General features: G+C 63.7%; 30 protein-coding genes. 12 read left to right on the top strand and 18 right to left on the bottom strand.

What is annotated here, in order from left to right:
- The 4 genes from torT (at position 1) to dps (ending at position 4,255) form a co-directional block, all read left to right on the top strand.
- The gene (torT, locus tag ACEWPL_RS06095; protein WP_393934152.1) at positions 1 to 1,077 is read left to right on the top strand and encodes a TMAO reductase system periplasmic protein TorT; all 1,077 of its coding nucleotides are present in this window, start codon (positions 1 to 3) and stop codon (positions 1,075 to 1,077) included.
- A gap of 60 nt (positions 1,078 to 1,137) precedes the next feature.
- Positions 1,138 to 2,637, top strand: a complete 1,500-nt coding sequence (locus ACEWPL_RS06090; protein ID WP_393934151.1) for a sugar ABC transporter ATP-binding protein — start codon at positions 1,138 to 1,140, stop codon at positions 2,635 to 2,637.
- Positions 2,634 to 3,647 (top strand): ABC transporter permease, encoded by a 1,014-nt coding sequence (locus ACEWPL_RS06085; RefSeq protein ID WP_393934150.1) that lies wholly within the window; start codon positions 2,634 to 2,636, stop codon positions 3,645 to 3,647. The genes ACEWPL_RS06090 and ACEWPL_RS06085 overlap by 4 nt, the downstream gene beginning before the upstream one ends.
- Positions 3,648 to 3,766: 119 nt before the next feature.
- The gene (gene dps / locus ACEWPL_RS06080; protein ID WP_393934149.1) at positions 3,767 to 4,255 is read left to right on the top strand and encodes a DNA starvation/stationary phase protection protein Dps; all 489 of its coding nucleotides are present in this window, start codon (positions 3,767 to 3,769) and stop codon (positions 4,253 to 4,255) included.
- An 86-nt stretch (positions 4,256 to 4,341) separates the two neighbouring features.
- Here dps and ACEWPL_RS06075 read toward each other — a convergent pair whose 3' ends face one another.
- The 5 genes from ACEWPL_RS06075 to ACEWPL_RS06055 form a co-directional block, all read right to left on the bottom strand.
- Positions 4,342 to 4,497: a hypothetical protein gene (locus ACEWPL_RS06075; protein ID WP_420744331.1), complete on the bottom strand. Its 156-nt coding sequence runs from the start codon at positions 4,495 to 4,497 to the stop codon at positions 4,342 to 4,344.
- Positions 4,497 to 4,661 (bottom strand): hypothetical protein, encoded by a 165-nt coding sequence (locus tag ACEWPL_RS06070; protein ID WP_393934148.1) that lies wholly within the window; start codon positions 4,659 to 4,661, stop codon positions 4,497 to 4,499. Before ACEWPL_RS06070 ends, ACEWPL_RS06075 begins: the two co-directional genes overlap by 1 nt.
- Positions 4,662 to 4,712: 51 nt before the next feature.
- On the bottom strand, positions 4,713 to 6,395 hold the full coding sequence (locus tag ACEWPL_RS06065) for a sensor histidine kinase (RefSeq protein ID WP_393934147.1): 1,683 nt from the start codon (positions 6,393 to 6,395) through the stop codon (positions 4,713 to 4,715).
- 98 nt (positions 6,396 to 6,493) lie between these two features.
- Complete coding sequence (locus tag ACEWPL_RS06060; RefSeq protein ID WP_393934146.1) at positions 6,494 to 7,072, bottom strand: RNA polymerase sigma factor; 579 nt, start codon at positions 7,070 to 7,072, stop codon at positions 6,494 to 6,496.
- Positions 7,069 to 7,200 (bottom strand): NepR family anti-sigma factor, encoded by a 132-nt coding sequence (locus ACEWPL_RS06055; RefSeq protein ID WP_393934145.1) that lies wholly within the window; start codon positions 7,198 to 7,200, stop codon positions 7,069 to 7,071. Before ACEWPL_RS06055 ends, ACEWPL_RS06060 begins: the two co-directional genes overlap by 4 nt.
- Before the next feature lie 172 nt (positions 7,201 to 7,372).
- On the opposite strand from ACEWPL_RS06055, the gene ACEWPL_RS06050 reads away from it, so the two are divergent.
- Positions 7,373 to 8,203, top strand: coding sequence for a response regulator (locus tag ACEWPL_RS06050; protein WP_393934144.1), 831 nt, complete (start codon positions 7,373 to 7,375; stop codon positions 8,201 to 8,203).
- An 83-nt stretch (positions 8,204 to 8,286) separates the two neighbouring features.
- On the opposite strand, the gene ACEWPL_RS06045 is transcribed toward ACEWPL_RS06050, so the two are convergent.
- Positions 8,287 to 8,448 carry a DUF1328 domain-containing protein gene (locus ACEWPL_RS06045; protein ID WP_393934143.1) on the bottom strand — a complete coding sequence of 54 codons (162 nt, stop codon included), beginning with the start codon at positions 8,446 to 8,448 and terminating at the stop codon, positions 8,287 to 8,289.
- 165 nt (positions 8,449 to 8,613) lie between these two features.
- Here ACEWPL_RS06045 and ACEWPL_RS06040 point away from each other — a divergent pair, with 165 nt between their 5' ends.
- Positions 8,614 to 8,928, top strand: coding sequence for an ElaB/YgaM/YqjD family protein (locus tag ACEWPL_RS06040; RefSeq protein ID WP_393934142.1), 315 nt, complete (start codon positions 8,614 to 8,616; stop codon positions 8,926 to 8,928).
- A 5-nt stretch (positions 8,929 to 8,933) separates the two neighbouring features.
- Positions 8,934 to 9,296 (top strand): hypothetical protein, encoded by a 363-nt coding sequence (locus ACEWPL_RS06035; RefSeq protein ID WP_393934141.1) that lies wholly within the window; start codon positions 8,934 to 8,936, stop codon positions 9,294 to 9,296.
- On the opposite strand, the gene ACEWPL_RS06030 is transcribed toward ACEWPL_RS06035, so the two are convergent.
- From ACEWPL_RS06030 to ACEWPL_RS06005, 6 genes are all read right to left on the bottom strand, one after another.
- Complete coding sequence (locus ACEWPL_RS06030; RefSeq protein ID WP_393934139.1) at positions 9,293 to 10,249, bottom strand: YihY/virulence factor BrkB family protein; 957 nt, start codon at positions 10,247 to 10,249, stop codon at positions 9,293 to 9,295. The genes ACEWPL_RS06035 and ACEWPL_RS06030 overlap by 4 nt on opposite strands.
- On the bottom strand, positions 10,246 to 10,437 hold the full coding sequence (locus ACEWPL_RS06025; protein ID WP_393934190.1) for a PLD nuclease N-terminal domain-containing protein: 192 nt from the start codon (positions 10,435 to 10,437) through the stop codon (positions 10,246 to 10,248). The genes ACEWPL_RS06030 and ACEWPL_RS06025 overlap by 4 nt, the downstream gene beginning before the upstream one ends.
- 97 nt (positions 10,438 to 10,534) lie before the next feature.
- On the bottom strand, positions 10,535 to 11,119 hold the full coding sequence (locus tag ACEWPL_RS06020) for a hypothetical protein (protein WP_393934138.1): 585 nt from the start codon (positions 11,117 to 11,119) through the stop codon (positions 10,535 to 10,537).
- 36 nt (positions 11,120 to 11,155) lie between these two features.
- Entirely contained in the window at positions 11,156 to 12,025 is an 870-nt protein-coding gene (locus ACEWPL_RS06015; protein WP_393934136.1) for a sulfotransferase domain-containing protein, read from the bottom strand.
- Between the two features lies 1 nt (position 12,026).
- Positions 12,027 to 12,935: a sulfotransferase domain-containing protein gene (locus tag ACEWPL_RS06010; protein ID WP_393934134.1), complete on the bottom strand. Its 909-nt coding sequence runs from the start codon at positions 12,933 to 12,935 to the stop codon at positions 12,027 to 12,029.
- 97 nt (positions 12,936 to 13,032) lie between these two features.
- Positions 13,033 to 14,220, bottom strand: coding sequence for a porin (locus ACEWPL_RS06005; RefSeq protein ID WP_393934132.1), 1,188 nt, complete (start codon positions 14,218 to 14,220; stop codon positions 13,033 to 13,035).
- 737 nt (positions 14,221 to 14,957) lie between these two features.
- On the opposite strand from ACEWPL_RS06005, the gene ACEWPL_RS06000 reads away from it, so the two are divergent.
- Entirely contained in the window at positions 14,958 to 15,242 is a 285-nt protein-coding gene (locus ACEWPL_RS06000; RefSeq protein WP_393934130.1) for a cupin domain-containing protein, read from the top strand.
- A 3-nt stretch (positions 15,243 to 15,245) separates the two neighbouring features.
- Here ACEWPL_RS06000 and ACEWPL_RS05995 read toward each other — a convergent pair whose 3' ends face one another.
- From ACEWPL_RS05995 to ACEWPL_RS05985, 3 genes are read right to left on the bottom strand one after another with little or no spacing between them, the layout of a single operon-like run.
- Entirely contained in the window at positions 15,246 to 16,040 is a 795-nt protein-coding gene (locus ACEWPL_RS05995) for an arginine deiminase family protein (RefSeq protein WP_393934128.1), read from the bottom strand.
- Between the two features lie 19 nt (positions 16,041 to 16,059).
- A complete protein-coding gene (locus tag ACEWPL_RS05990; RefSeq protein WP_393934126.1) occupies positions 16,060 to 17,247 on the bottom strand; it encodes a pyridoxal phosphate-dependent aminotransferase in 1,188 nt (395 codons plus the stop codon).
- Positions 17,244 to 17,906, bottom strand: a complete 663-nt coding sequence (locus ACEWPL_RS05985) for a TetR family transcriptional regulator C-terminal domain-containing protein (protein WP_393934124.1) — start codon at positions 17,904 to 17,906, stop codon at positions 17,244 to 17,246. Before ACEWPL_RS05985 ends, ACEWPL_RS05990 begins: the two co-directional genes overlap by 4 nt.
- 103 nt (positions 17,907 to 18,009) lie before the next feature.
- On the opposite strand from ACEWPL_RS05985, the gene ACEWPL_RS05980 reads away from it, so the two are divergent.
- From ACEWPL_RS05980 to ACEWPL_RS05965, 4 genes are read left to right on the top strand one after another with little or no spacing between them, the layout of a single operon-like run.
- Complete coding sequence (locus ACEWPL_RS05980) at positions 18,010 to 18,834, top strand: ABC transporter ATP-binding protein (RefSeq protein WP_393934122.1); 825 nt, start codon at positions 18,010 to 18,012, stop codon at positions 18,832 to 18,834.
- A 51-nt stretch (positions 18,835 to 18,885) separates the two neighbouring features.
- Positions 18,886 to 19,665, top strand: a complete 780-nt coding sequence (locus ACEWPL_RS05975) for a transporter substrate-binding domain-containing protein (RefSeq protein ID WP_393934120.1) — start codon at positions 18,886 to 18,888, stop codon at positions 19,663 to 19,665.
- 9 nt (positions 19,666 to 19,674) lie between these two features.
- Complete coding sequence (locus ACEWPL_RS05970) at positions 19,675 to 20,391, top strand: ABC transporter permease (protein ID WP_393934118.1); 717 nt, start codon at positions 19,675 to 19,677, stop codon at positions 20,389 to 20,391.
- Positions 20,392 to 20,396: 5 nt separating this feature from the next.
- The gene (locus ACEWPL_RS05965) at positions 20,397 to 21,176 is read left to right on the top strand and encodes an ABC transporter permease (RefSeq protein ID WP_393934116.1); all 780 of its coding nucleotides are present in this window, start codon (positions 20,397 to 20,399) and stop codon (positions 21,174 to 21,176) included.
- Here ACEWPL_RS05965 and ACEWPL_RS05960 read toward each other — a convergent pair.
- The 3 genes from ACEWPL_RS05960 to ACEWPL_RS05950 are packed head-to-tail and all read right to left on the bottom strand — an operon-like array spanning position 21,173 to position 24,432.
- Entirely contained in the window at positions 21,173 to 22,708 is a 1,536-nt protein-coding gene (locus ACEWPL_RS05960) for a rhodanese-like domain-containing protein (protein WP_393934114.1), read from the bottom strand. The two genes, ACEWPL_RS05965 and ACEWPL_RS05960, sit on opposite strands and share 4 nt — an antisense overlap.
- Positions 22,705 to 23,289 (bottom strand): cysteine dioxygenase family protein, encoded by a 585-nt coding sequence (locus ACEWPL_RS05955; protein WP_393934112.1) that lies wholly within the window; start codon positions 23,287 to 23,289, stop codon positions 22,705 to 22,707. Before ACEWPL_RS05955 ends, ACEWPL_RS05960 begins: the two co-directional genes overlap by 4 nt.
- An 18-nt stretch (positions 23,290 to 23,307) precedes the next feature.
- A complete protein-coding gene (locus ACEWPL_RS05950; RefSeq protein ID WP_393934110.1) occupies positions 23,308 to 24,432 on the bottom strand; it encodes a CaiB/BaiF CoA transferase family protein in 1,125 nt (374 codons plus the stop codon).
- Positions 24,433 to 24,604: the final 172 nt, after the last annotated feature.

Genomic DNA, 24,604 nt, shown 5'->3' with positions numbered 1-24,604 from the left:
ATGACAAAGACACTGACAAAACTCACCCTCGGCACGGCACTTGCCGCGCTGATGCCGGTGGCCGCCGTCGCGCAGGAGGCGTGGTTCCCCTATGAGGCCGAGCAGACCGAACCGGCCTTTGCTACCGATGGCGAGCGCACGCCCGTGACCTATGAGGCGCTGGATAAGGCCGAGAAGGCGTGGAACATCTGCGCCGCCCTGCCGCACATGAAAGACGCCTATTGGCTGGGCGTCGACTATGGCCTGGTTGAGGAGGCACGCCGCCTTGGCGTCAAGCTGAACGTGACCGAGGCGGGCGGCTATACGGAACTCGCGGGCCAGATCAGCCAGATCGAGGATTGCGTCGCGGGCGGTGCGGATGCCGTCATTATCGGTGCGATTTCCTATGACGGCCTCAACTCGGTTATCTCCGAGGTTGCGGGCCAGGGCATTCCGGTGATCGACGTCATCAACGGCGTCTCGTCGTCCGATATCGCGGGCAAGGCGCTGGTGTCGTTCCAGACGATGGGCAGCGAAATCGGCAATTACCTGGCCGAGCAGCACCCTGCGGGTAGCGACGAAGTGACTGTCGGCTGGTTCCCCGGCCCCGCAGGCGCAGGCTGGGTCGAGGCCGCGAATACCGGCTTCATGCAGGCGGTCGAAGGCTCTGCCGTCACCGTGCTCGAGCCGCGCTACGGCGATACCGGCAAGGAGGCGCAGCTGAAGCTGGTCGAGGACGTTTTGCAGGCCAATCCCGATGTTGACTACATCGCGGGCACCGCCGTGACCGCCGAAGCGGCGCAGGGTCTCATCCGCGAGCGCGGCTTGATGGGCGAGACGGGCATTCTGGCCTTCTACCTGACGCCCGGCGTCTGGACGGGGATCGAGCGCGGCTTCATCACCGCGGCGCCTGCCGACTCGATGGTCATCCAGGCGCGCATGGCGGTCGATCAGGCCGTCCGCATCCTGGAAGGCAAGGATGTGATCAAGCACGTCGGCCCGAAGATCTTTGTCATCAACCAAGACAATATCGCCGATACGGACCGCAGCACCGTTCTGCCGCCCGAAGACTTCTCGCCGGTCTTCTCGGTCGAGTGATCTTTGCTGCCGGGCGGCCTTGCGCCGCCCGGCACTCCCTTTCGAAGGGCCCATTTTTCCATGACAAATACTCCCCTCATTCAGACACGCGGCCTGACGCGCGCCTACCCAGGCGTGATTGCGCTCGATCATGTCGATTTCGACGTGACGCGCGGCGAGGTGCATGTGCTCTTCGGTGAGAATGGCGCGGGCAAATCGACGCTGATCTCGCTGCTGGCAGGCGCCAATACACCGTCCGAGGGCAGTATCGAGGTCGAGGGGCGCGCGGTGCGCTTTGTCTCGGTCGCCGATGCGCAGGCGGCGGGCATCTATACCGTTTTTCAGGAATTCTCGCTGATCCCGACGATGACCGTCGCGCAGAACATGTTTCTGGGCCGCGAGCCGGGGATCGGCCCCTTTACCGACCACCGCGCGATGCGCCGCGGCGCGCAGGAGCTGCTGGACCGCCTCGGCTTTGACGTGCCAGTGGCCGAGACGGTCGCGCATCTGAGCCGCGCGCAGCAGCAGATGGTCGAGATCGCCAAGGCTTTTCATGGCCAGCCCAAATGCCTGATCCTTGACGAGCCTACCGCCTCGCTGACCGACCGCGAGGTCGATCACCTGTTCGAGACGATCCTCAAGCTGCGCGAAGAGGGCGTCGCGGTCATCTACATCTCGCACCGCATCCACGAGTTCGAGCGCATCGCCGACCGCGTGACCGTGCTGCGCGACGGGGCCTATATCGGCACGACGCAGATGGCCGACACGGACGAGGCGACGCTGGTCGAGATGATGGCGGGCCGCGCCATTCGCGATATCTATCCCGACATCCCGCATGATCCGGCAGAGTTGCTGCTGGAAGTCGAAAATCTGCGCGCATGGGGCGTGCGCGGCGCATCCCTGACCGCCCGGCGCGGCGAGGTCCTGGGCATGGCGGGCCTTGTGGGCTCGGGCAAGTCGCGGCTGTTCCGCGCACTGATGGGGATACAGCCCATTCGCGGCGGCACCGTGCGCTGGAAGGGCGAGGATATCACCGGCGCGCCAACGCGCCACGTGATCGGCGCGGGCATCTATTACCTGTCGTCCGATCGCAAGGCCGAGGGGCTCGATCTGGCCAAGAGCGCGTGGCAGAACCTCGGGATCGACCTGATGATGGGCCGCGAGGCCAGCAAAATGATCCGACCCCGCGCCCTGCGCGAAACCTCGGCCGAGATTTTCGAGACGGTCGAACTGAAGGACAGCTATCGCCCCAAGGCGGTCGCGCAGCTCTCGGGTGGAAACCAGCAGAAGGTGCTTTTCGCCAAAAGCTTCGGCCATGACGCCGACCTTTTCATCTTTGACGAGCCGACGGTGGGCGTCGACATGGGCACGCGCGCCGCGCTCTACCGGCTGATCGGCGACATCGCCGCGTCGGGCAAGGCGGTGATCGTGATCTCGTCCGACCTGCCCGAAGTTCTGAACCTCGCGCACCGCGTTCTGGTCATGGCCGAGGGCCGCATCACCACAGAATTGACCGGTGACGCGCGCACCGAAGACAACGTGCTGCGCCACTTTTTCGACGAAACTGGAGAGACTGCATGAGCACCGCCACAAGCGATGAGGCACAAAAGGACAACCTGCTAAAGCGGATCTTTATCCGGGTGGGCGTGCTGCCGTTCTTCCTGGGTATCGCGCTGATCGTGTTCACGCTTCTGTCGGACAAGTTCCTGACGGTTCAGAACCTCGTCAATGTGGGGCGCCAATCGGTCTACCTGATCCTCGTCTCATTGGGCCAGATGCTGGTGCTGATCTCGGGGGGCTTCGATCTATCGGTGGGCACGGTGATCGCGCTCAGTTCGGTTGTCTCGGCGATGACGATGGTGGCGATGGCGCCGATCTTTCCCGAGGCCGTGTGGCTCGCCATCGCCATCGGCGCGCTGGCGGGGTTCGGCGCGGCGCTGATCGTGGGCGGGATCAACGGGATCGGCGTTGCCGTCTTCGAGGTATCGCCCTTCATCATGACGCTGGGCGTCAGTTCAGTCGGGGCGGGCCTTGCCCTCTTCCTGACGGGCGGCATCCCGGTTTCGGGCCTGCCTTTCGCCTTTGGCAACGTGTTTGGCTTTGGCAGGCTCTGGGGTGTGCCCATTCCGGTGATCGTGGCCGCCATCTGCATCGCGGCCATGTGGGTCTTCATGTCGCGCACGCGCGTCGGCGCGCAGGTCTACGCGGTGGGTGGCAACATCAAGGCCGCGCACCTGTCGGCGATCAACACCAAGCGGACCTTGATGACGGCCTACATCCTCTGCTCGCTGATCGCGGCACTGACGGGCCTCTTGCTGACCGCGCGCGTGGAATCGGGCGAGGCGAATCTGGGCGGGACCATCGCGCTTGAATCCATCGCCGCCTGCGTCATTGCCGGCGTGTCGCTGCGCGGTGGGCTTGGCCGGGTCGAGAACGTCGTGCTGGGCGGGTTCTTCATCATCCTTGTGCAGAATGGCATGAACCTCGCGCAGGTCAGCTCCTACATGCAGATGGTGCTTTTGGGCGCGCTTCTGATCCTTGCGGTGATCTTTGACCAGCTGCGTTTCCGCATGATCATGAGCGGGCGCTGAGCGGGCCAAATCTTTGCTCACATTCCGGGAACCGAATGGGTTGCCGGGGCGTATACCCACCATACCAGCGCGGCCCCGGAAACGGCGCCGCGCGAAGGAATTGGAAGAAAGGATACGTCATGACCGAGAAGTTCACCGACTATCTCAGCGACAACGCCCGCGAAGCCTCGATCAATCACCTGAATGTCGCTCTGGCGACCGGCATTCAGCTGCAGCTGGCGATCAAGCAGGCGCATTGGAACATCAAGGGCCCCAGCTTCATCGGTATCCACGAGCTGCTGGATGATGTCTATGACCGCATGGGCGAGCATGTTGACACGATTGCCGAGCGCTGTGTCATCTTGGGCGGCACCGCCGACGGCACGCTGGAAGGCGTCGAGAAAAACGGCAAACTGGAGCCCTATCCGCGCGATGCCGTGCATCAGGATGTCCATATCGACGAGCTGAAGAAGCGCATGGTGCAGTTCACGACACTAGTGCACGAAAGCCTCAAGGAAGTGGGCGAGTCCGGGGACGAGGAAACCGCCGACCTCTTCACCGGAGTCAGCCGCGGCGTCAGCAAGGATGCCTGGTTCATCGGCGCGCATCACACCAGCGCCAAGAAGTAATCCGATCCTATCGCGATGTTGCAAGGGCGGCCCCTGATCGGGTCGCCTTTTTTCTGCCCGTTTTTCTGCCCGGTCAGTCCGACAGCCTAGAACAGGTGGCTTCTGGCGAAAGCGAGCAAGAAGCCGACTGCCGCGATGAGGCCCGACAGCGCGTGGATCTTTTCAAATGCTTCGGGGAGATATCCGGTCCAGCAGGGACATCCCTCGCGGAGCTGGTCGGCGACGGCAACGGCCTCGTCCATCAGATCGCAGCGAGCGCCGAAACAGGCACGCCGATCCTGAAAGCCATGATCGACGAGGAAGCCTTGGATGGGAGTCGCAGGGAATAGCCCGCTGCAGCGCCGATGAGCAGCGCGCCTCCGGCCAGCAGGCCCCGGAACGCCGCCTGCAGCGCCGGCGCGATCAACCGGCCTTCCTACGATTTTCGGGGGCGCAGGTCCGCGCAGTGCGAAGCCGATCAGACACGGGGCGTATGCTGCTCCGGCTCGAATTCCTGCATCTTGAAGCAGACCTGCATCGCGTACCATCCGGCCTCTTCATCACTGCTCTTCATCCGGCAATCAAGCTGCGCACAGAAGGCTTGAATCAGTTTCATGCCCAGTCCTTCCTCGCTCTCGGCCCGGATCTCGCCTTGTACCGTGTTGGCGATCTCGAACATGACCATGTCCGGCCCCGACGAATGCGGGTAGAGGCGCACGCGGATACGCTTGCGCCCGTCATCGCCCGCCGTGGCGTATTTCAGCGCGTTAGTGAAACCTTCGGCCGCAAGCAGGGCCAGCGGCCCGGCCTGATCCGGCACCAGCGTGACCGGCTCAAGCTGCAGATCAACGTCCAGCGGCGCCGAGCCGCCATCGCCCAGCTTGGCCAGTTGGCCCAGCAGATCGTCCAGCAGCGTATCGACACGCACCTGGCTGACCTGCGGCGTCTCGTAGAGGCCGCGATGCACCGCGGCGAGGCTGGTCAGACGATCCTGGACCTTACGGAGGGCGCTGCGTGTGCCCGTGTTGGGCGCATTGCGCGATTGCATGTTGAGGATCGACGACATCAGCTGAAGGTTGTTCTTGACCCGGTGGTGCACTTCCTTGATCAGAACGTCCCGCTCGTGAACGGTATTTTCCAGATCGGCCTCGTCCCGGATGACCTTCTGCGCCATCGTGGCAAAGGTCTCGCCGATCTCGCGCAGCTCGCTGGGGGCACTATCCAGGGCATCGCTCTGAAAGACGCGGCGGCCCTCCGCGAAATCGCGCATCTGACGACCGAGGATGCGAATGGGCCGGATGACCTGCAACCGGAGCGCCAGCAGCGCGACGACAAGGCTGATCAGCCACATCAGCAGGGGAAAGAGCAGCGTGAAAAGCGAAAAGGCCCGCTCGCGTATCAAGGGCCGGGTCGATTCCCAGCTACCCAAGGCATAGGCAGTGCCGTCAATGATAGGCACGACCGCGAAATCTCGCGTCGCGCCAGCACGGCTGGCCTCGGTGAAAAGCTGATTGCCTTGGCCGACCAGATCCGCGAGGGATGTCTCTGCGGGAAGGTATTGCTCGTACCCGCCGGGCGCGTCATCCGCCGTCAGCATCTCGCCGCGCGCGTTGAAGGTGACGATTACAGCCTTCTCGGACGTGGGATCCGCGACCCTGTCGGCGATCATCGCCTGCGTTGACATCGACACGGTCACGAAGCCGCGAAAGACGCCTTGCACGTTGTAGACGGGCTGCTGCAGGACGACGACAGGTATACCGCTGGCTCCACCTGACGCGTTGAAATTGATCGACAAATCGCCCTGCTCCATCGCCCGGCTCAGTGCATCGATATGCGAGAAATCGTAGGTGGTCCCAAAATTATTGCACTCGGACCGGCGGTTGGTGTCGATGTAGCCGAGGAACACAACGTCTTCGTTGCGCTGAGAGGAGTATTTCATCAACTCCGTGCAGATGCCGTCACTGGGACCCATGACCGCCAGCGCATCGGCCAAACCTTGTGTGATGCCGCGCGCGCTCTGAATCGTCTCGCGCTCGGCCGCAACAAGACGTGTCGTCTGGGCGCTGAGGCTGGCTCGATACGTCTCGCGCGCGGCGCTGATCGCGCCTTGGGTCTGCGCCACGGCGATGATGCCAAGGGGCAACAGCGCAAGCGTCAGCATCAGCGCGATCCGCGGAAGCAAGGCATTGCGACGCCTAAGGGACTGCCAGCCCTCTTCCGGCGTCACCGCCCTTTCAGGTCTGATCTGATCCACGCGAGCTAGGTTCCCGGGTTGCGGCTTATCACGGCGACGGTGGCTTGGTCCGTCAACTCCATCGCTTCATCTTCATGCATGTCCAACATCTCGGCAAGGCGTTTGCGCCCGCGATTGGCGCGACTCTTGACGGTGCCAACGGCGCAATTGCACATGCGCGCCGCCTCTTCATAGGCAAACCCCTGCGCACCAACCAGAATCAGCGCCTCGCGCTGCTCGGCCGGCAACTGGTCGAAGGCGCGGCGGAAATCCGTAAGGGCCAGCCGGCCATCATGAGCCGGCTTCTCCGACATCCGCTCGGTCATGGCGCCGTCAACATCGGCCACCTCGCGCTTGGCCTTGCGCCGTTCGGAATAGAACGTGTTGCGCAGGATGGTGAAAAGCCAGGCACGCATGTTCGTGCCCGCAGTGAACTTGTCGATATTCGTCCATGCCTTGACCACGGTGTCCTGCACCAGATCATCCGCGCGCGCGACGTCCCGCGTCAGGGATAGCGCAAAGGCGCGCATCGGTTTGAGGTGCAGCACGATTTCCTCGCGCGGATCCATCTGCGCGGCATCGTCCTCGACTTTTTTGGCTGTCATGATTTGTCCTGCTCGCGCAACTGCCTCAGCAATTCTTCAAAGCGGTCAGGCACGTCTTCTTCGAGCATCTCGTTGTAGACACGCTTCAGATTATCGTCGATCTGGTTGCGCTTGGGTGATTTTGGCATCGGCCTGCTGCCACTTTCACCGTCATCCTGTTTGCTCCCCATAATCACGTTTGCCAATCCATGGTTTCAACCTTCAATTCAATTTTTTACACATGTGTTGGAACCAAACTCGGCACATGTGTGTTCGTTCCATGAAGTTACAAAAAATATACAACTATTCAACGGAGCAACGATGGGTACTTCTGAAGCGAGCGCGGATTTTTCGCAACAGATCGCACACCACCTTCCTTACCTTAGACGCTATGCACGCGCATTGACCGGCAGCCAGTCAAGCGGGGACGCATTCGCGACGGCGACGTTGGAAGCGATCTTGATGGATCGGGATGCATATGCGGGCGACCCTTCGCCGAGGGTAGCCCTTTTTCGTGCGTTTCGCCTTGTCTGGCAAAGCGCGGGCGCCCCGGATGAAGGACCGGCGTCGGAGCCGATCTCGCGCAGTCTGGAAACTGCCGCGCAGGATCACATGCGCCAGTTGACGCCCGACACGCGGCAGGCGCTGCTGCTTAATTCGATCGAGGAGTTCACGCCCGAGGAAATCGGCCAGATCATGGATATCAGCGCCAGCGACGCTGAGGACCTGATCGCCGCCGCGCGCCGCGAAATCGAGGAAAGCATGGCGGGCGACGTTCTGGTAATCGAGGATGAGGCCATCATCGCGATGGACCTGCACAGTATCGTCACGTCGATCGGCCATAACGTCACCGGTATTGGCCGCACGCGCGACGCCGCAATCGAGCTGGGTCTGAAGAAGCGGCCCGACCTCATCCTGGCCGATATCCAGCTCGCCGATAATTCGTCCGGCATCGACGCAGTGAACGCTCTGCTCAAGCAGATTGGCGAGATCCCGGTGATCTTCATCACCGCCTTCCCCGAGCGTCTGCTGACCGGTGACAAGCCAGAACCGGCCTTCGTCATCGCCAAACCCTATACTGAGGACCAGGTCCGATCGGCGGTGGGTCAGGCCATGTTCTTCTCCTCTACCGAGACGCTCAAAACGGCCTGACAGGTTCTTGCGCCCAATAGAAAACACCGTCCCCACATTTTGCGGGGACGGTGTTTTTCGTCATGTCAGTGCTTGCGCGTTTTCTATTTGCGCAGGACCTGCAAGATCAGGGCGATAACGAACAGAACGATGAAGATGAAAAACAGGATCTGTGCGATCCCGGCGGATGCCGAAGCAATCCCCCCGAACCCGAACACGGCGGCAACGATAGCCACGATAAAAAAGACGACAGCCCAGTATAACATGATACCCTCCTTTCAAGGATGCGTGTGACGGCGCCCCGCCATTCAGAAGGGCAACGCCGCGTCATTGGGTGGGTTCCTTGCGTCAACCGAAAGTGGCACAATATGGAACCGATGCCGCATTCGCGCGTTCACGCGGTGCTAATACGAATTTTCAGGAGGCCCAGAATGGCACAGACCAAATCCCCCGATAGCGAAGACCTGCAGGCTCAGATCGCCACCCTGCGCAAGGATCTGGCCGGCATCACCGAAACGCTGGGCGCGATGGCCAAGGCGCAGAAGGACGGCATGACCGAAGCCGCCGCCAAGCGCTATGACGAGGCGCGCGCTCGCGGCGCCGACGCCCTGAACTCGGCGCAGGCGCAGGCCAACGCGCTGAACGCGCAAGCGCATGAATTCGTGCATGAAAAGCCGGCCCTGTCCCTCGGCATGGCCGCCGCTTTGGGATTTGTCGTGGGGATCCTCTCCACCAGCAGGCGCTGATCCCCGTGATCGGTCTTGTTTCCGCGATCAAGTATCGCTCGGCGCGCGCCCTCAGGCGCGCGCTTTTAACCGCTATCGGGTCGATTCTTGTGGTGATCGGCGCTGTGTTTCTCACCTCGGCGGCGTGGATCATGCTGGCTCAGACCTACTCGGCCCTCTTCGCTGCATTGATCCTGGCGGGTATTTTTCTGGGGTTGGGCCTGATCTTTCTCGGCGTCGCGTCGGCCACCCGATATCATCCGGTCGCGCCCGAGGCTGCACCGCTGCGAGACCCCGCAACACCGCCAGTGCCCGGCGCCATGTCGCCGCTTGCCGAGGCGTTTCTGATCGGCCTGAATGCGGCCTTGGCCGCGCGCGGCCGGCGCTAATCGCCGGACTTGCGGCCCTCGCGTGTCAGGTTATCGGCCACGAACGCGCCGCGCTGCCCCATCGGCTTGGCCGGGCCGCGCGTCGTATCCTTGCGCTGCTGCAACTCCAGCTCGGCATTCAGCGCCGCGCCGAGCAGGCAGACAAACGAGCTGATATAGAGCCATAGCAGCATCACGATCACGGCCCCCAAGGAGCCGTAGACCTTATTGTAATTGCCGAAATTCTGAAGGTAGAATGTGAAGCCCCATGTTGCCAGAGCCCAGAGGATGGTTGCCGTAATCGCGCCCGGCGTGATCCATCCCGCGCGCGCCACCCCGCGCCGATTGGGCGCATAACGATAGAGCAGTCCCAGCGCGAGCAGCACCGTCGAGATCGCCACGAACCAGCGCAAGACCTCGGCCGCAAAGGTGCCGAGCGGCCCCAGTGGGAGGTAAAGCAGGGCAATCGGCACAACGACCAGCGCGGCGAAACAGGCCAGCGCTAGAACGATCAGCGATCCGGTCAGGCCGAACGCCACCATCAGATGCCGAAAGCCGCCCCTGTTCCGCTCGCCATAGACTGCGTTGAGGCCGACGATCATCGCCGCAATCCCTGCCCGCGTCGACCAGAGCGCGATGGCGATTGACACGAGGCCCGCCCAGCCCAGCGTGGTGCTGTCTGCCGCCACCAACTCGGCCACGCGGGCGGTCAGAAGCTCGGCCACTTCGGGCGGCAAAAGTGAGGTGAATTCCGAAACTTGAGCCGCAACAAGCGCCGGGTCGGCGACAAAACCCCAGAGCGCGATCAGAGCAGCGAAAAAGGGAAATGTCGCAAGAATTCCATAGAAACCAATGCCGGAGGCGATCAGGTTGAGGTTCTTTTCACCGATCAGCGCCCAGACCCCTTTCAGCGCGGGCCAGACCCCAACGGGCCAATGAGTGCGGCCATACGCAGCGGCGCTGCGCAGGCTCACGCGTCCGTCCGCGCGGCGCGCGGGCCAAAGAGCAACCACAGGATGAAGCCAAGGATCGGCAATAGGACAACGATGACGATCCACAGTACCTTGCGGCCGGCCGAGGCGCGCGACCCGAAGATCGACACGATAGCCCAAACGTCACAAATAAGGACGATCAGCCCGCCCAGTCCCGAGATCTCAACCATTCTCATGCCTCACAGCCTCGCCTATGCAATTCGTCATAGCGAAAACGCCAGACCTGTCGCGGCAGTTCCCCACGATGACACAACCGGCGCCGGCGCGTTATTCGCTGGTCTCAACCTTGCCCGAAACACCCGTGCCCTTCAGGTGATACCACGGCTTGGGATCGCTGGGATGCGCGCCTGGACCGCCGGGACGGAACCAGATCAGGATACCGCCGGACTCGCCAAAGCCGCCGTCGAGATCATTATAGACGATCTGGCGCGGGATATGCACCTTGAGCGGGCGCGACTCGTCGCCTGCCCGCCAGCGCCGCTCGGTCGTGATGCAATTGGCATCCATGCCGGCATAGCTCTCGGCCGGTTCGACCTCGCGCAGGAAGCCCAGACCCTGCGCCACGGCTTCGCCGCCAAGGGTGACGCCGCCGCTATCGAGGATCTTGGGTGCGGTGTTGCGTGTCATCACCGACTGGTTGATGCTCTCGGCCCAGACGCCGCAGACGCCCGTGAGGCCGCCGATATTGCGCGCATCCACCGCCACGGTCAGCCCGCCGGGTGAGGTAAAGGTGCCACCCCCCAGCGCCGGCTGCGCGCCCAGCGTGGCCTGCCCCGCCGGCATGTTGGGCGAGCAGGCGGCAAGGCCCGCTGCGCCGATCGTCGCCAGAAGTGTCTTTGCTGCCTTGGTCATAGCTTTGGTCCTCATGTTCATGCTGCCGCCGGGCGGTCAGGCACCCTGCGCGAACGCCTCGGTCTCGGCCAGCATCTCAGGATAATGCGACTCGAGCGTCGGAAGAAAGGCCTCTCGGATGCGGCCAACTTGCGCAGGCATCAAATCGGTCTTCCACACGCCCGACTGCCCCTTGGCGAAAAAGCTGTCCATCCCGGCGGGTTTCTCGGTAAAGCCCTGTTCGCGCTCCTGCTTTTGCATATTGGCAAAGGCGGTGGCCTTGACGGCTTTGGCAAGCTTGGCGGCGTCCACCTTCTGGCCCAGGAACACCTCCAGCAGTCCGCGCATCTCCTTGGCGGGCTTGGTCAGCAGATCCTCATAGCGGATCACGCGGCGTTTTAGGCCGGGCGCATGCGTCCAGGAATGCACGTGATCGTCCCAACGGCCCAGCACGTCGAAAATACCGCTGGGCGTGCCCATCACCGTATCGGGGTTGCACATCCGGTCGATGGCCGTGTCGATATCCGCCGACTGGTGCCGCGCGAAACTGGGGGCCAGGTCGAACGGGTTGCGGATCAGATAGATGCCTCCCGCGGTCACCTCGGGCGGAATCACGTCCTGGGTGCCGATGCGGATCGTCTGGCAATGCGTCTTGACGAAATGATGGTTCGGCCGCGATTGCGCGATCAGGCGCAGCGCCTGCGGGCGCACGCGCATCCAATCGTTCAGGTCCGCGCCCTTGTACGGGCCGCCATTGGCCGCGTCATAGAAATCCTGACGCACATCGGCGGTGGTGAAATTCCGCAGGTTGTTGATGTCGGGCGCCTGCCCCGCGGGCATGAAGTAATGCGCCAGAAGGCTGCGCATCCATGTATTGCCCGATTTGGGATAGGACGCGATCCAGATGATACGGTTGAGCGGTGCCATCCTAGAGATATCCAAACCGCTTCATGGTGGCCTTGTGGTCGGTCTGGATCTTCTCGATCAGATCCTCACCCAACGCCTCGCGTCCTTTTCCCGCCTTGCCGGAGGTAAAGAAGGTCTCGCTTTTACCGGGGTTTTCTTTGAACCCGGTCGCCTTCTCCTGGCTCGACACCTCGTCGAAGCTAGCAAAGCGGATCGCCTTTTTCAGCCGCTCTTCCTCCAGCGGCACGCCCAGATGCCGGACCAGCGCGCCGAACGCCTGCTCGGGCTTGTCCAGCATGTCCTCGTAGCGCAGCACCAGCGACGGATAGGGGGATTTGTTTGTCCAGCTTTCCACATGCTCGCTCCACGAGCCGAGGAATTGCCAGACCGCCGCGCCGTCGGTGGCATTCGCATTGTCGCTGCGGCCGATCGCCTCGACCGCATCGGCGACCGGGATTCCGTAATGGCGGGCATAAGACAGCACCATATCCATCGGATTGCGCACGATATAGATCGACGAGCGCGTGTATTCAGGCGGGATCAGCGTGGTGCCATAGGCCTGCCCGCGAATATTATGCGTCTTGACCAGATTGACGTCGGCGCCGTTGCCGATGATGCCGCGCAGCACCTTGTCGCGCAGGCGCAGGGTGACCTGGTAGTCGTGCAGATCGGGCGTATGAGGCGCGGCGACCATGTTATAGGTCTTGGCGATGGAGTCGCCCATGCCAAAGCGGTGGACCTCGTTGATCGACACCGGTTTGTCGGGATTCATCAGGTAATTGGCAAGGAAGATGCGCGTCCACGTATTTCCCGATTTCGGGTAGGACGCCAGCCAGACGATACTGGCCTTCGGCTTGGCCGCGGCGGGGGCTTTCGCCTTTTGCGCGGGCTTGGTTGCGGTCTTTGTCTGTGTCTTGGGGCGCTTGCTCATCGGTCCCGCCTGCATGCAGGTTTCATATCCGGAACCCGAATAAACGAACGGGAGGGGCGTTGCCACCCCTCCCGCTGATTTGTCACATTAACCGGTCTTAGAAGGACAGGTTGATGCCGGTGCCGATGATGGTGCCATCAACGTCACGGTTGGCCAAGCCGATGCCGCCGTTATCGGCGCTCAGCTGCACAACATAGATGTCCCAGTCGACGCCCGGGCCCAAGTCGCGGCTTGCGCCGATGCGGTAGGCTTCGTAGTCAGCATTGCTTGCGCCGGTATCGACTTCACCCTGATAGGTCAGCGCTTCGATGGCCCACGGACCAGCGATGTCGTAGGTCATGCCAAGGCTCCAGCCTTGGCTGTCGCCTGCGCCGCCTGCAACACCGTTGTCGTTCTCGGTGTAGCTTGCGCCGAAGGTAAAGTCAGCAAAGCCGATCTGTGCGCCAACGCCCCAGGTCTCGGGATCGCTGTTCGGGTTCAGAGCAGCAGCTGTCGCCGCAACGTCGTCTGCAGTGCTGTCCAGACCGTCAGGACCGGCGTTTGCAGCAACGGCCGGGATGATGCTCGGTGCGGAACCGATGCCATAGCGAGCCGACAGCGTGACGCTGGTCGTGCCGAAGGTCTGGCTGTAGTTCACGCCGATGTCGAAGATGTCCGACAGAACGGTGTCACGGTCGGTGCCGTAGCTGTTGGCGACGTTGCCAACACCTTCGGGTGCATACGAAATGCCAAGGGTCAGGCCGTTGAACGAAGGCGTGAAGTAGGTCAGACGCTGAACGTCGTTGTTACCTGCGACTTCGGTGAAGCTCGACAGGCCTGCCTGACGGAAGCCGCCCGGATATGCCAGCGAGAACGGGATGAAAGTCGAGATCGACGGCGAGTTGATGTACATCGAAGTCACGCCGGGCGCGCCAACCATGGACTTGTAACCGGCCGAGTTCTCGGAACCGATGATGATCTGACCCAGAGTGTCCGAGCTGATCGTCATGTACGACTCGTCGATCTCACCGAAGTTGTTCTGCTCGCCTTCGAGCTGAACGTTCACACCGAAGGTCAGGCCGTTGTCCAGCGTGATCGAGGGGGTGAAGATGATTTCGGTGTTCGAGTGGATGTCGACGCCGTCGTAGTCGCCACCGGGGTTCAGAGCGGAACCGCTCAGGTCGGCGTATGCGACGTGCTGGCTCATGAAGCCGCCGAACGAAACGTCCCATTCTTGGGCCGCGGCAGGTGCTGCTGCGGCGACGCCCAGGGCGATTGCGCTGGTGCTAAGCAGATGCTTTTTCAAGGTATGTCCCTCCTCAGAGTAGCAGGAATGATTGTGTGTCATGATCCGCCGCCTCCAAGGATGGACGCGACTTGAGGATCAATTGCTGCATTTTACCCGCTCGTGTCAACGAACCCCGCCGGGGTGGCGCGGATGTTGCCCGGGTTGTGATGATTTTGGCACACAGTGTTGCGGCGGCTCTGATCGCCGCCGCCAGAAGCCTTTGTTTGCAAGGGGCGCTGCACATCGCGCACCCGTCTGACCGGGTACTCATAGAGGTTAATCGCGCCTTTCAGGCGCCCCCGAAAGGCGGCGTGGGTGCCTGAGAGATCAGCCACGATTCGTGCTGGATCGGCCCCGGCTGCACGCCCGCCACCCGATTCCTCCACCCCCATTTGCCCTCCCGCCGACGAGGAGTCTGAAGGTCGCCGGCGTGGCCGGTATCCGCGCCCCCGAGGCCAGAAGCACCGTGGGACGTGACTGGACGACCCCTGCCAAAAAAACCCACGCGAAGTTGAGGGCTATGCCGGGCAGCCCGAGAAGCATCTGAGCGCACTCAAGGCGATCCTTTTTGGGAGCAGGCTGCGCCACCTGATCGCAGGTCCAGCCGGCGGAATGGGTATTTGGATCCAAGGAAAATCCGCGCCCACGTCACTAAGGCTGCGCGGGGGCTGCGCGGGCGCTCTGGACAAGCCTCTGGGATTGTGGAGGGATATGCTTTCACCGTTCCCGAAATACTTCCGCCGGAGGCTCCGACCATGGCCATGACCTGCACCGCAACCCAATTGATCGACGACGCGCGCGTCCGCGTCACCCGCTTCGACTTCGAGCCGGGGCAGCAGACGGGCTGGCATACGCATGGGATGGATTACGTGATCACCGCGCTGACCGATTGCCATATGCGGCTCGAGCTTCCCGGCGGCGAGACCGCCGAGAACGTTGTGAGCGCCGGGACAGTCTATCGCCGCACCGAAGGCATCGAGCACAACGTCATCAACGGGGGCGACGCGCCCATGTCCTTCGTCGAGGTCGAGCTGAAGTAGCCCCTACTTCGTCGGGTTCAACCGCAGCGACAGGCAGGACATGCCACCATCCAGCAGCGCGCAGTCGGTGTTGTCGATGGGCCGGATGTCATAACCCTCGCGCGTCAGCATCTCGGCCGTCTTGGGGTAGCTGTCCGGCAGCAGCACAACATCGTTGAAGCGGATGGCATTGGCCGCCGCCTCCTCGCCCTCGGGCAGGTGCAGGACGCGGTAGCCGTCAAAGCAGCCTTCCGAATCGAGCAACTTGGTCGACAGGATCGTCTCGGGGTCCAAGAGTGAGCAGTCGGTCTTGAAATGCAGCACGCCCTCAGGCGTGTGCAACTCGCGCAAGGAATGGCCCCATTCATCCAGAATGGCACGCAGCGCAGCCACGCCGTCCGCATCCGTGCGAGCCGATTTGCCCACCAGAACCTCGCGACACGTATAAAGGATATCGCCGCCCTCGATATGGCCCGGCCCGGTGATATCGCGCAGATCGGCAAAGAGGCCGTCCAGCACCGGACGCATCTGCGCCACCTCGCCCATGCGGCTGGGCGCGCCGGGGCGCATCATTATGGCGCCCTCTGGCAGACACAGCGCCGTATCCTCGACAAAAAGCGCGTCAGGATAGTCCTCCAGCGGATCCAGAACCGTCACCACGGCGCCGGTGGCGCGCAGCGTGGCGATATAGGCGTCATGGGCGGCCAGCATGCGGGTGCGGTCGGGCGCGCCGCGATCCTCGGCGCGCAGGCCGGCGGTGACGGACTGGCCGGGCCGGCGTGCGATGGCATGGGTGAAATGGGTGGCAGGGCTGGTCATGGTGTGGGCTCCCAAGGGGTCAAACGGCGGCGGGGACGCGGGCGGCGGCATGGGCGATGATCCGGTCGCAGGCCGCCTCGATCGCCGCATCAGAGGCGGTCAGCGCCACGCGCACCCATGTGTTCAGGGTGGTGCCGAAGGATGTGCCTGGCATCACCGCGACGCCTGCATCTTCCAGCAGGTCGACCGCATAGGTTTCGGCGTCCATCCCGGTAGACGAGATGTCGATCAACGCGAACATGCCTGCCTGCGGGCGGCTGACGGTCAGCGCGCTTTCATTTTCCAGCCGCGTGGCAAGGTAACCCGCGCGCGCCGCGAACCGCTGGCGCATGCCGGGCGCGACGGTCGAGGGCGCCGAGACCGCGGCGGCGGTCGCATCGGCGAGGAATGGCTGGCTGCCGAAGAGCATGGTCTCGGACAGCGACAGCAGGTGCGAGGTGAATTCCGTGCTGCCGATCGCCCAGCCGCTACGAAACCCGGGCGCGGCGTGGCTTTTCGAGATGGACGACACGATCACCACCCGCTCGGCCAGATCAGCCTCGGCCAGCGGCGAGGCAAAATCTACGCCGTCAAAGATCAGCTCTTCGTAAACCTCGTCCGAGATGATCCAGAGGTCATGCTTTTGCGCAACGGCGCCGATCTCGCGGATGTCTTGCCGCGTCAGCACCGCGCCCGTGGGGTTGTGCGGCGTGTTGAGCAGGATCGCGCGACTGCGGGGCGTAATGCGCGCCTCGATATCGGCGGCTTTCATGCGAAATCCGTTCTCGGGGGCGAGCGGCACTGGTACCATGGCCGCGCCCGTCGCGCGGATGCAGCCCTCGTAGGTGGCATACATCGGATCGCCCACCAGAACTTCGTCGCCCGCCTGCACCAGTCCCATCAGCGTGGTGAAGAGGGAAGTCTGCGTGCCTGGCAGGCACATGACCTGATCGGGGTGAATGTCGCGGCCCGTCGATTCCGTATAGCGCCGCGCGAGGGCGGCGCGCAGGCCGGGCTCGCCCATGCCGTCGGAATAGCCCATGCGCCCGCCGCGCATCGCCGTCGCCGCATCCTCCATCAGCGCATCCACAGGGGGCACGTCCGGCTCGCCGATGGTCAGCTCGACAATGTCGCGGCCCTCGCGGGCCAGCGCACGGGCGCGGATGTGGACCTTCCACTTTGCGCCGCCAAGACCGGTCAGCCGGTCTGTAATATCTGCGAACTTCATGAAGTCACCTCTTCGGTCATTATGGTCTGCGCCGCCTCTTTCAGCGGCAAATCCAGCATCGCGGCGATCGTCTCCAGCCCGATTGACGCCAATTCATTCGACGCGAACGCGCCCGGCAGCATCCCGCCCTCCAGCCACAGCCCGTCGATCACCGCGTTGCAGGCGATCGCGTGGCGGCGCAGCACGGGCGCCGGCGCCGGGCGCCCCGCCTCGGCCAATGCCTCGGCCACCAGCCCCTGCAAGTGATCGCGAAACGCGGCATAGGTGCGGGCGTGAACGCCGTGCATTTCCGCGCTGCGCTGCACATGCGTGAGGAACCCGGCCCAGAGCGACACGGCCTCGGCGCTGACCACCGGGGCGCAAAGGCCTGCCTCGATAAAGGCCGCCAGCCGCGCGGCGGCGCTCCCCCCCTGCCCGGCATCACAGGTGGCGCGGGTCAGATCATCCATGTGGCGCTCATAGGCGGCGCTCAGCAGGGCATCCTTGCTTTCGAAATAGTGCCGGATCAGCCCCGGCGTCACACCTGCCCGCGCCGCCACCGCGCGCGTCGTCGCGGCGGCGATGCCATCCTCGGCGATGATCGCCAGCATCGCGTCGATCATCGCCTCGCGGCGCTGATCGGGTCCGATACGGCGGAAAGACTTGCGCTCGGGCGACATGGGCGGGGGCCTTCGGGCTGGGGGTGACGGGCAGGTGCGTAATTATACAGTTGCACAATTAGCCAGAATCGGAATTACTGCAAGCGACAAGGGAGACAACTGCATGAGTTCCGCACAATCCGCGCCAAAAGCGGAGGCGAACGCCGCAAATACCGCCGCAGACCGGGCTGAACCCCCCGCCGAGGCGATTCGTGTCGAGGATCTGCACAAGTCCTTCGGCAACCTCGAGGTGCTTAAGGGCGTGTCGCTGACCGCGGCGCGCGGCGATGTGGTGGCCATCATCGGCGGCTCGGGCTCGGGCAAGTCGACCATGCTGCGCTGCATCAACTTTCTGGAGACGCCCAGCAGCGGCCGCATCATCGTCGCGGGCGAGGAAGTGGCGATGAAGCGCGATGGCTCCCCCGCCAAGCCGCGCCAGATTGAGCGCATTCGCACCCGGCTGGCCATGGTTTTCCAATCTTTCAACCTCTGGACCCACCGGACACTTCTGGAAAACGTGATCGAAGTGCCGGTCCATGTGCTAAAAGTTCCCAAGAAAGAGGCCATCGCCTCGGCCATGACCCTGCTGGACCGTGTCGGGCTGGCCGAGAAGGCCGAGAGCTATCCCGCCTTCCTCTCCGGCGGGCAGCAGCAGCGCGCGGCCATTGCCCGCGCACTGGCGGTCGAGCCGTCGGTGATGCTGTTTGACGAGCCGACAAGCGCGCTCGACCCCGAGCTGGTGGGCGAGGTGCTGACCGTGATCCGCGATCTGGCCGCCGAAGGGCGCACCATGATCCTCGTCACGCATGAGATGAAATTCGCGCGCGAGGTGGCGAGCCACGTCATCTACCTATCCGAAGGCCGGATCGAGGAAGAGGGGCCGCCGGAAGAGGTGTTCGGCAATCCGAAATCCGAGCGGCTGCAACAGTTTCTCAGGACTGTCGGCTAGGACGGACCTTTGAAGTTCACAAATCACAAAACCAGAACAGGGAGATACACCATGAAACTCAAGACAACGCTGACAGCGGGCGCCGCAGCCCTTGCCCTCATGACGGGCGCCGCGCTGGCCGAGACGGTCAAGGTCGGCATCGCCGCCGAGCCCTACCCGCCCTTCGCTGCGCCGGACAGCGCCGGCAACTGGACCGGCTGGGAAGTCGAGATGATCGGCGCCATCTGCAACGCCGCCGAGCTTGAATGCGAGATCACGCCCACTGCTTGGGATGGCATCATTCCCTCGCTGATGGGCGAGCAGATCGACGTCATCATGGCCTCGATGTCGATCACCGAGGACCGCGCCAAGCAGATCGACTTCTCGGATCACTACTACAAGACACCCGCCGTCATCGTTGCGTCAAAAGGCTCGGACATCGCGCCCACCGCCGAGGGCCTTTCGGGCAAGATCCTGGGCGTTCAGGCCTCGACCACGCACCAGGCCTATGCGCAAAAGCATTTCGAGGATGCCGCGGCCGAGATCCGCGTCTACCAGACACAGGATGAGGCCAATCAGGACCTCTACTCGGGCCGCATCGACGCGATCCAGGCCGACAGCATCGCAATGGCCGACTTCGTCGAGAGCGAGACCGGCAGTTCCTGCTGCGAGATCGTTGGCGCGGTTGAGGATGACGTCGCCATCCTGGGTCAGGGCGTGGGCGCCGGCGTACGCAAAGGCGATGACGAGCTGCGCGAAAAGCTGAACATGGGCATCGCCAAGGTGCTTGAGGACGGCACCCATGAGGAGATCACGGCCAAGTATTTCTCGGCTCCGATCTACAGCAAGTAAGCTCGCGTCTTGGAGCAAACCCTCGAACTGCTCTCGCTATCGCCCCCCGGCTGGGGGGCGAACCTCTTGCGCGGTCTGGTCAATTCGATCCAGATCGCGCTCGGGGCCTTCGGCTTTGGTCTGATCATCGGGTTCTTCGGCGCGATGGGCAAACTCTATGGCAGCCCGTGGGTGCGCGACCTTTTGGAGGTCTATACCACCGTGGTGCGCGCCGTGCCCGAACTGGTCCTGATCCTGATCCTCTACTACGTGGGAACCGACCTCATCAATCAGGCGGCGGGCGCATTGGGCCGCGGCCCGGTTGAGATCAGCGGCGTCGCCGCCGGCATCTGGGTGCTGGGCATCGTGCAGGGCGCCTATTCTACGGAAATTCTGCGCGGCGCGATCACCGCCATCCCGCCCGGTCAGATCGAGGCGGCGCGTGCCTATGGCATGCCGCGCGCCCTGATGGCCCGGCGCGTGACCATTCCCGCGATGACCGCCTTTGCCATTCCGGGCCTTGCCAACCTGTGGCTGATCGCCACCAAGGATACCGCCCTGCTGGCCGTCGTCGGCTTTAGCGAGCTCACGCTGGAAACACGGCAGGCTGCCCAATCGACGCGGGCCTATTTCACCTTCTTCCTCGCCGCCGGGTTTCTCTACCTGATGGTCACGCTCTTCTCCGGCGTGATCTTTGGCCGGATCGAAAAATGGGCGCGGCGCGGTCAGCCGTCGCATCGAGGATAGGCGCCATGCAGATGATCCACGCCATGCTCATTCCCCGCCGCATCATCATGCTGGGCCTCTTCATCGCCTTCGTGATCTGGTGCGCCGTCTCGATGGACTGGAGCTGGCTGCCCCGTTACGCGCCCCTTGCGCTTGAGGGGCTGTGGCTGACCATCTGGCTTCTAGTCGTGACGGTGGTCCTTGGCTTCATGCTGGCCGTCCCGCTGGGCCTCGCGCAGGCCATCGGCCCCTGGTATCTGGCCGCACCCGCGCGGGCGTTCTGCACGGTGATCCGGGGCACGCCGCTGCTGCTGCAGATCTGGCTGCTCTATTACGGGCTGGGCTCGCTTTTCCCGCAATTCCCGTGGATCCGCAATTCCGACCTCTGGCCGTATCTGCGACAGGCCTGGCCCTATGCGGTCCTGTCGCTGACCCTGTCCTATGCGGGCTACGAGGGCGAAGTCATGCGCGGTGCCTTTGCCTCGGTCCAGAAGGGCCAGATCGAGGCGGCGCGCGCCTTCGGCATGCCGCGCTACAAGATCTTCTTTCGCATCTGGCTGCCGCAGGCGTTCCGCAGCGCCCTGCCCACGCTTGGGGGCGAGACGATCCTGCAGCTGAAGGCAACGCCGCTGGTCGCCACCATCACCATTGTCGAACTTTATGCCGTGGCGGCCCGCGTGCGGCAGGACACGTTCATCGTCTACGAGCCGCTCTTGCTGCTGGCCGCCGGATATCTCGTCATCGCCGGTGCCATCACCCTCGCCTTCCGCTGGATCGAGGGGCGCGGCCCCAGGATGAGCCGTTAGCGCGGTCTCAGCGGCGCCAGCGCCGCGCGCTCATCCGCGTCCAGCTGCGCCAGAAGGCCCGTCTCCCATTCCAGATACTGGCGCGCGGCATCCAGATTGCCGTCATGACGGTCATGCACGAAGAAAAGATGATCGATGCACTCCGCATCCGTCGGGCTCTCGGGAGACGATGTCACGCAAAGCCCCGCCGCGCGCCAGTCCTCGGGCCCGCTGCGGATGGCCTGCACCTCAAGATATCCCTGATGTGCCAGTTCGGCACGCATCCCTTCCACCAGCGCCGGATCGCGCCCGACCACGGTGATCGGGCCACCAAGATCGGGGCGCTGCCGCCACAGATGCGCGCGGTTGACCCACTGCACGCCTTCTATATGCGCGGCGCGGAAGTCCATCCCGCGCGAGGCATCGAGCCATGTGCCGGGCCGCAGTTCGGCCAGATCGGGGGGAGTTTGCGCGCTCCCGGCTGCGACTTCGGTCAGAGGCGCGCCCTGCAGGATATAGGCATCATGACCCATCCCGCGCAGCCAGATCGCCGTGGTTGCAGCGCGCAGCCCCGTGTCGCAGCTCAGCACGATACGCGCGCCGCGCACGGCCAGTTTCTCGTCGGTGGCCTGCACCAGTTGCCCGCCGGGCGCGGAGACAAAGCTGGGTGCATGGCCTGCGCGGTACTCGGCCTCGGTCCGTACATCGAAGCGGTATATCGTATGCGCGGCGGCGTCCCATCCATCCATCTCGGCCAGATCGACCACCGGCAGGCCATAGTCGGCGATCAGCGCCGCCGCCCGGTTGCGCGCCGCGGCGAGGCCGTCAGGCGGAACGGGCGGCAGCGTGCCCGCCTCCTGCCCATGCTCCAGATCATAGCCCGCCAGCCGCCAGCCTTGCGTGCCGTTGCGCAGTGCATGCACCGGGCCAGCCCAACCCGCCAGCCGCAGCGTCTCGGCCCCGATGATGGACCGTGTGCGCCCGGCGCAATTGACCACGATAGGCGTGCCGGGAGCGACCATCTGGCCCGCCCTATAGCCCAGCTCGGCATTGGGGCAGGAGCGCGCGCCGGGGATCGACATCTTGGTAAACTCCCCCGCGCGGCGCCCGTCGAGGATAAGCATGGCGCGCCCCTCGGCCTGCATCGCGTGCAACTCGTCGGCCGAAACCGAGGGCGTGCCCAGCTGATGGTCGACCAGCTCACCGAAGGTCTTGGACGGCAGGTTCACCCCCTTGAAAAGCGTGTGCCCGGCCGCCGCCCAACCCGGCGCACCGCCCTCCATAATGTGCAGATCACCATAGCCCAGCGCGCCCAGCACATCGGCACCGCGCTCCGCGATGCCGTCCCCGTCATCGAAAAGGATACAGCGGACCGAGCGACGCGGCACCAGGCGCGGGGCGTCCCATTCCAGCCGGCTGAAGGGAATATTGACGGCAAAGAACGGATGCCCTTCGCCGTATTGCCCGAACTCGCGCAGGTCGATGAACGCAATCTCTGCGCCGTCCCGCAGCGCCTCGCGCACGGCGGCCACGCTGATGCGTGCGGTGCTCATTTCTTGGTCTTGGCGCCGATATCCATGACCTTGCACGTCCCGGCCTCAAGGTCGTAGCTGATCCGCCGGTCCAGCGATTCCAGCGGCTGGCCGTAGAAATGCAGATGCCGGATCACCTCGGTCCCGTCGATGACCACAGAATGGATATCGTCAGGCATCATCGCCAGCGCATTGCCGGGGCGCAGATCCACCTCCTCGCGCAGTTTCAGCTCGGCCTTGCCGGGAACAGACCCGTCATCGACCCGCTCATAAACCTTGTTCTGCTCAGCCCCCTCGACAGCGGCGATGCAGGCAAAGACGGTGTGGTTATGCGGCGGGATCACCTTGCCGGGCTGCATCACGTTCAGATAGAGCGTCAGGCCGCTGGGATCATCCGCGATGAAGTAGCGGTTCTGCTTGTCGTCGGGGCTGGGCGCCGGGAAATCGTCCTCGCCCCAAAGTTCCGTTCTTGCAGCGATATCCATCAGGCCATGCTTGATCCGGTCCAGGCGGGGCCGGTTCATCTGGCCCTCGGCGGCGATGGCGCGCGCATCGGCGATAAAGGCGTTTATCAATTCGGTGCGTTCAGCGGCATTGGACATGGGTCAATCCTTCCTCCCTTAGTCGGCGAATTCGGCGCGGACGGCCTCGGTATGCTCGCCTAGCGCGGGCACGTCGCCGGGGCGTACAACTTCGCCATCCGCCAGCGCACCGGGCGCCAGCATCCGGACCGGCCCTGTGGGGCTGCCCACCTCGACAAAGCGGTTCTGCGGGTGCTGCGCCAGATCGTCCATCGTGCTGACGCGGCCATAGGCGATGCGCGCCGCCTCCAGCCGTTCGGCCATCTCGTCGCGGGGCGTCTTGGCAAAGATGGGTTTGATGATCTCGTCCAGCGCGCCGCGATGCTCGACCCGGTGCGAGTTGCTGTCGAAACGCGGATCCTGCGGCAGGTCAGGCAGACCCAGGATATCCACGCAGAAGACTCGCCATTCCCGCTCATTCTGGATGGAAAAAAGCACATCCTTTCCATCCGCGCAGGTATAGGCGCCATAGGGCGCAATCGTGGGATGGTTCAGCCCGCTGCGCACCGGCACCTTGCCGCCATAGACATATTGGAGATAGGGCACGTTCATCCAGTCGGTCAGCGCATGGAAAAGCGAGATCGACAGGTGCCGCCCCTTCCCCGTGATGCCGCGCCCGATCAGCGCCTGAAGCACCGCCTGAAACGCCGTCATGCCCGCCGCGATATCGCAAACCGACACACCCACGCGGGCCTGCGCATCCCCGGTGCCGGTGATCTGCGACAGCCCGCTTTCGGCCTGCACCAAGAGGTCATAGGCCTTGAGATCCTTCAGCGGCCCGTCCTCGCCATAGCCGGAGATGGCGACGGTGATGAGGCGCGGATATGCCTCGCGCAGCTCGGCCTGATCAAAGCCCAGACGCGAGATCGCCCCCGGCGCAAGGTTCTGGATAAACACATCCGCCTTGGCCAGCATGCGGTGCAACAGCGCCTTGTCGCCTTCCTCGCGCAAATCGAGGCAGACCGATTCCTTGCCCCGGTTCAGCCAGACGAAATACGCGCTCTCACCATGGACAAGGTGGTCATAGCCGCGGGCGAAATCCCCCTCGGGGCGCTCGACCTTGATCACGCGTGCGCCCGCCTCGGCCAGACGGCCAGACACATAGGGCGCGGCCACAGCCTGCTCGACCGAAACCACCACCAACCCTGCAAGATCGCCCGCCATAAATTCGTCTGTCCTTCATTCGTTCCTGCGATGATGCCCGATCCAGGCAGTGGCTGGAAATAGTCGCATCCGTCGGGGGGGCATAGGCGCGGGCTATGCCCGGCGGGGATGGTGGCTGGCCGCTCTCGGGCGGGCAGGCTAGCATAATGGCCAGCCTGCCTGCCGGAGTGCC

Origin of the sequence: Roseovarius roseus, from assembly GCF_043355935.2 — a bacterium.
Taxonomy (GTDB): domain Bacteria; phylum Pseudomonadota; class Alphaproteobacteria; order Rhodobacterales; family Rhodobacteraceae; genus Roseovarius; species Roseovarius roseus.
Note: the sequence above shows the minus strand (reverse complement) of the source record. Positions and strands in the feature narration are given on the sequence as shown.

Coding starts and splice junctions, on each gene's coding strand:
- torT (WP_393934152.1), top strand. CDS start 1: ATGACAAAGACACTGACAAAACTCACCCTCGGCACGGCACTTGCCGCG.
- ACEWPL_RS06090 (WP_393934151.1), top strand. CDS start 1,138: ATGACAAATACTCCCCTCATTCAGACACGCGGCCTGACGCGCGCCTAC.
- ACEWPL_RS06085 (WP_393934150.1), top strand. CDS start 2,634: ATGAGCACCGCCACAAGCGATGAGGCACAAAAGGACAACCTGCTAAAG.
- dps (WP_393934149.1), top strand. CDS start 3,767: ATGACCGAGAAGTTCACCGACTATCTCAGCGACAACGCCCGCGAAGCC.
- ACEWPL_RS06075 (WP_420744331.1), bottom strand. CDS start 4,497: ATGGACGAGGCCGTTGCCGTCGCCGACCAGCTCCGCGAGGGATGTCCC.
- ACEWPL_RS06065 (WP_393934147.1), bottom strand. CDS start 6,395: ATGCTGACGCTTGCGCTGTTGCCCCTTGGCATCATCGCCGTGGCGCAG.
- ACEWPL_RS06060 (WP_393934146.1), bottom strand. CDS start 7,072: ATGACAGCCAAAAAAGTCGAGGACGATGCCGCGCAGATGGATCCGCGC.
- ACEWPL_RS06055 (WP_393934145.1), bottom strand. CDS start 7,200: ATGCCAAAATCACCCAAGCGCAACCAGATCGACGATAATCTGAAGCGT.
- ACEWPL_RS06050 (WP_393934144.1), top strand. CDS start 7,373: ATGGGTACTTCTGAAGCGAGCGCGGATTTTTCGCAACAGATCGCACAC.
- ACEWPL_RS06045 (WP_393934143.1), bottom strand. CDS start 8,448: ATGTTATACTGGGCTGTCGTCTTTTTTATCGTGGCTATCGTTGCCGCC.
- ACEWPL_RS06040 (WP_393934142.1), top strand. CDS start 8,614: ATGGCACAGACCAAATCCCCCGATAGCGAAGACCTGCAGGCTCAGATC.
- ACEWPL_RS06025 (WP_393934190.1), bottom strand. CDS start 10,437: ATGGTTGAGATCTCGGGACTGGGCGGGCTGATCGTCCTTATTTGTGAC.
- ACEWPL_RS06020 (WP_393934138.1), bottom strand. CDS start 11,119: ATGACCAAGGCAGCAAAGACACTTCTGGCGACGATCGGCGCAGCGGGC.
- ACEWPL_RS06015 (WP_393934136.1), bottom strand. CDS start 12,025: ATGGCACCGCTCAACCGTATCATCTGGATCGCGTCCTATCCCAAATCG.
- ACEWPL_RS06010 (WP_393934134.1), bottom strand. CDS start 12,935: ATGAGCAAGCGCCCCAAGACACAGACAAAGACCGCAACCAAGCCCGCG.
- ACEWPL_RS06000 (WP_393934130.1), top strand. CDS start 14,958: ATGGCCATGACCTGCACCGCAACCCAATTGATCGACGACGCGCGCGTC.
- ACEWPL_RS05995 (WP_393934128.1), bottom strand. CDS start 16,040: ATGACCAGCCCTGCCACCCATTTCACCCATGCCATCGCACGCCGGCCC.
- ACEWPL_RS05990 (WP_393934126.1), bottom strand. CDS start 17,247: ATGAAGTTCGCAGATATTACAGACCGGCTGACCGGTCTTGGCGGCGCA.
- ACEWPL_RS05985 (WP_393934124.1), bottom strand. CDS start 17,906: ATGTCGCCCGAGCGCAAGTCTTTCCGCCGTATCGGACCCGATCAGCGC.
- ACEWPL_RS05980 (WP_393934122.1), top strand. CDS start 18,010: ATGAGTTCCGCACAATCCGCGCCAAAAGCGGAGGCGAACGCCGCAAAT.
- ACEWPL_RS05975 (WP_393934120.1), top strand. CDS start 18,886: ATGAAACTCAAGACAACGCTGACAGCGGGCGCCGCAGCCCTTGCCCTC.
- ACEWPL_RS05965 (WP_393934116.1), top strand. CDS start 20,397: ATGCAGATGATCCACGCCATGCTCATTCCCCGCCGCATCATCATGCTG.
- ACEWPL_RS05960 (WP_393934114.1), bottom strand. CDS start 22,708: ATGAGCACCGCACGCATCAGCGTGGCCGCCGTGCGCGAGGCGCTGCGG.
- ACEWPL_RS05955 (WP_393934112.1), bottom strand. CDS start 23,289: ATGTCCAATGCCGCTGAACGCACCGAATTGATAAACGCCTTTATCGCC.
- ACEWPL_RS05950 (WP_393934110.1), bottom strand. CDS start 24,432: ATGGCGGGCGATCTTGCAGGGTTGGTGGTGGTTTCGGTCGAGCAGGCT.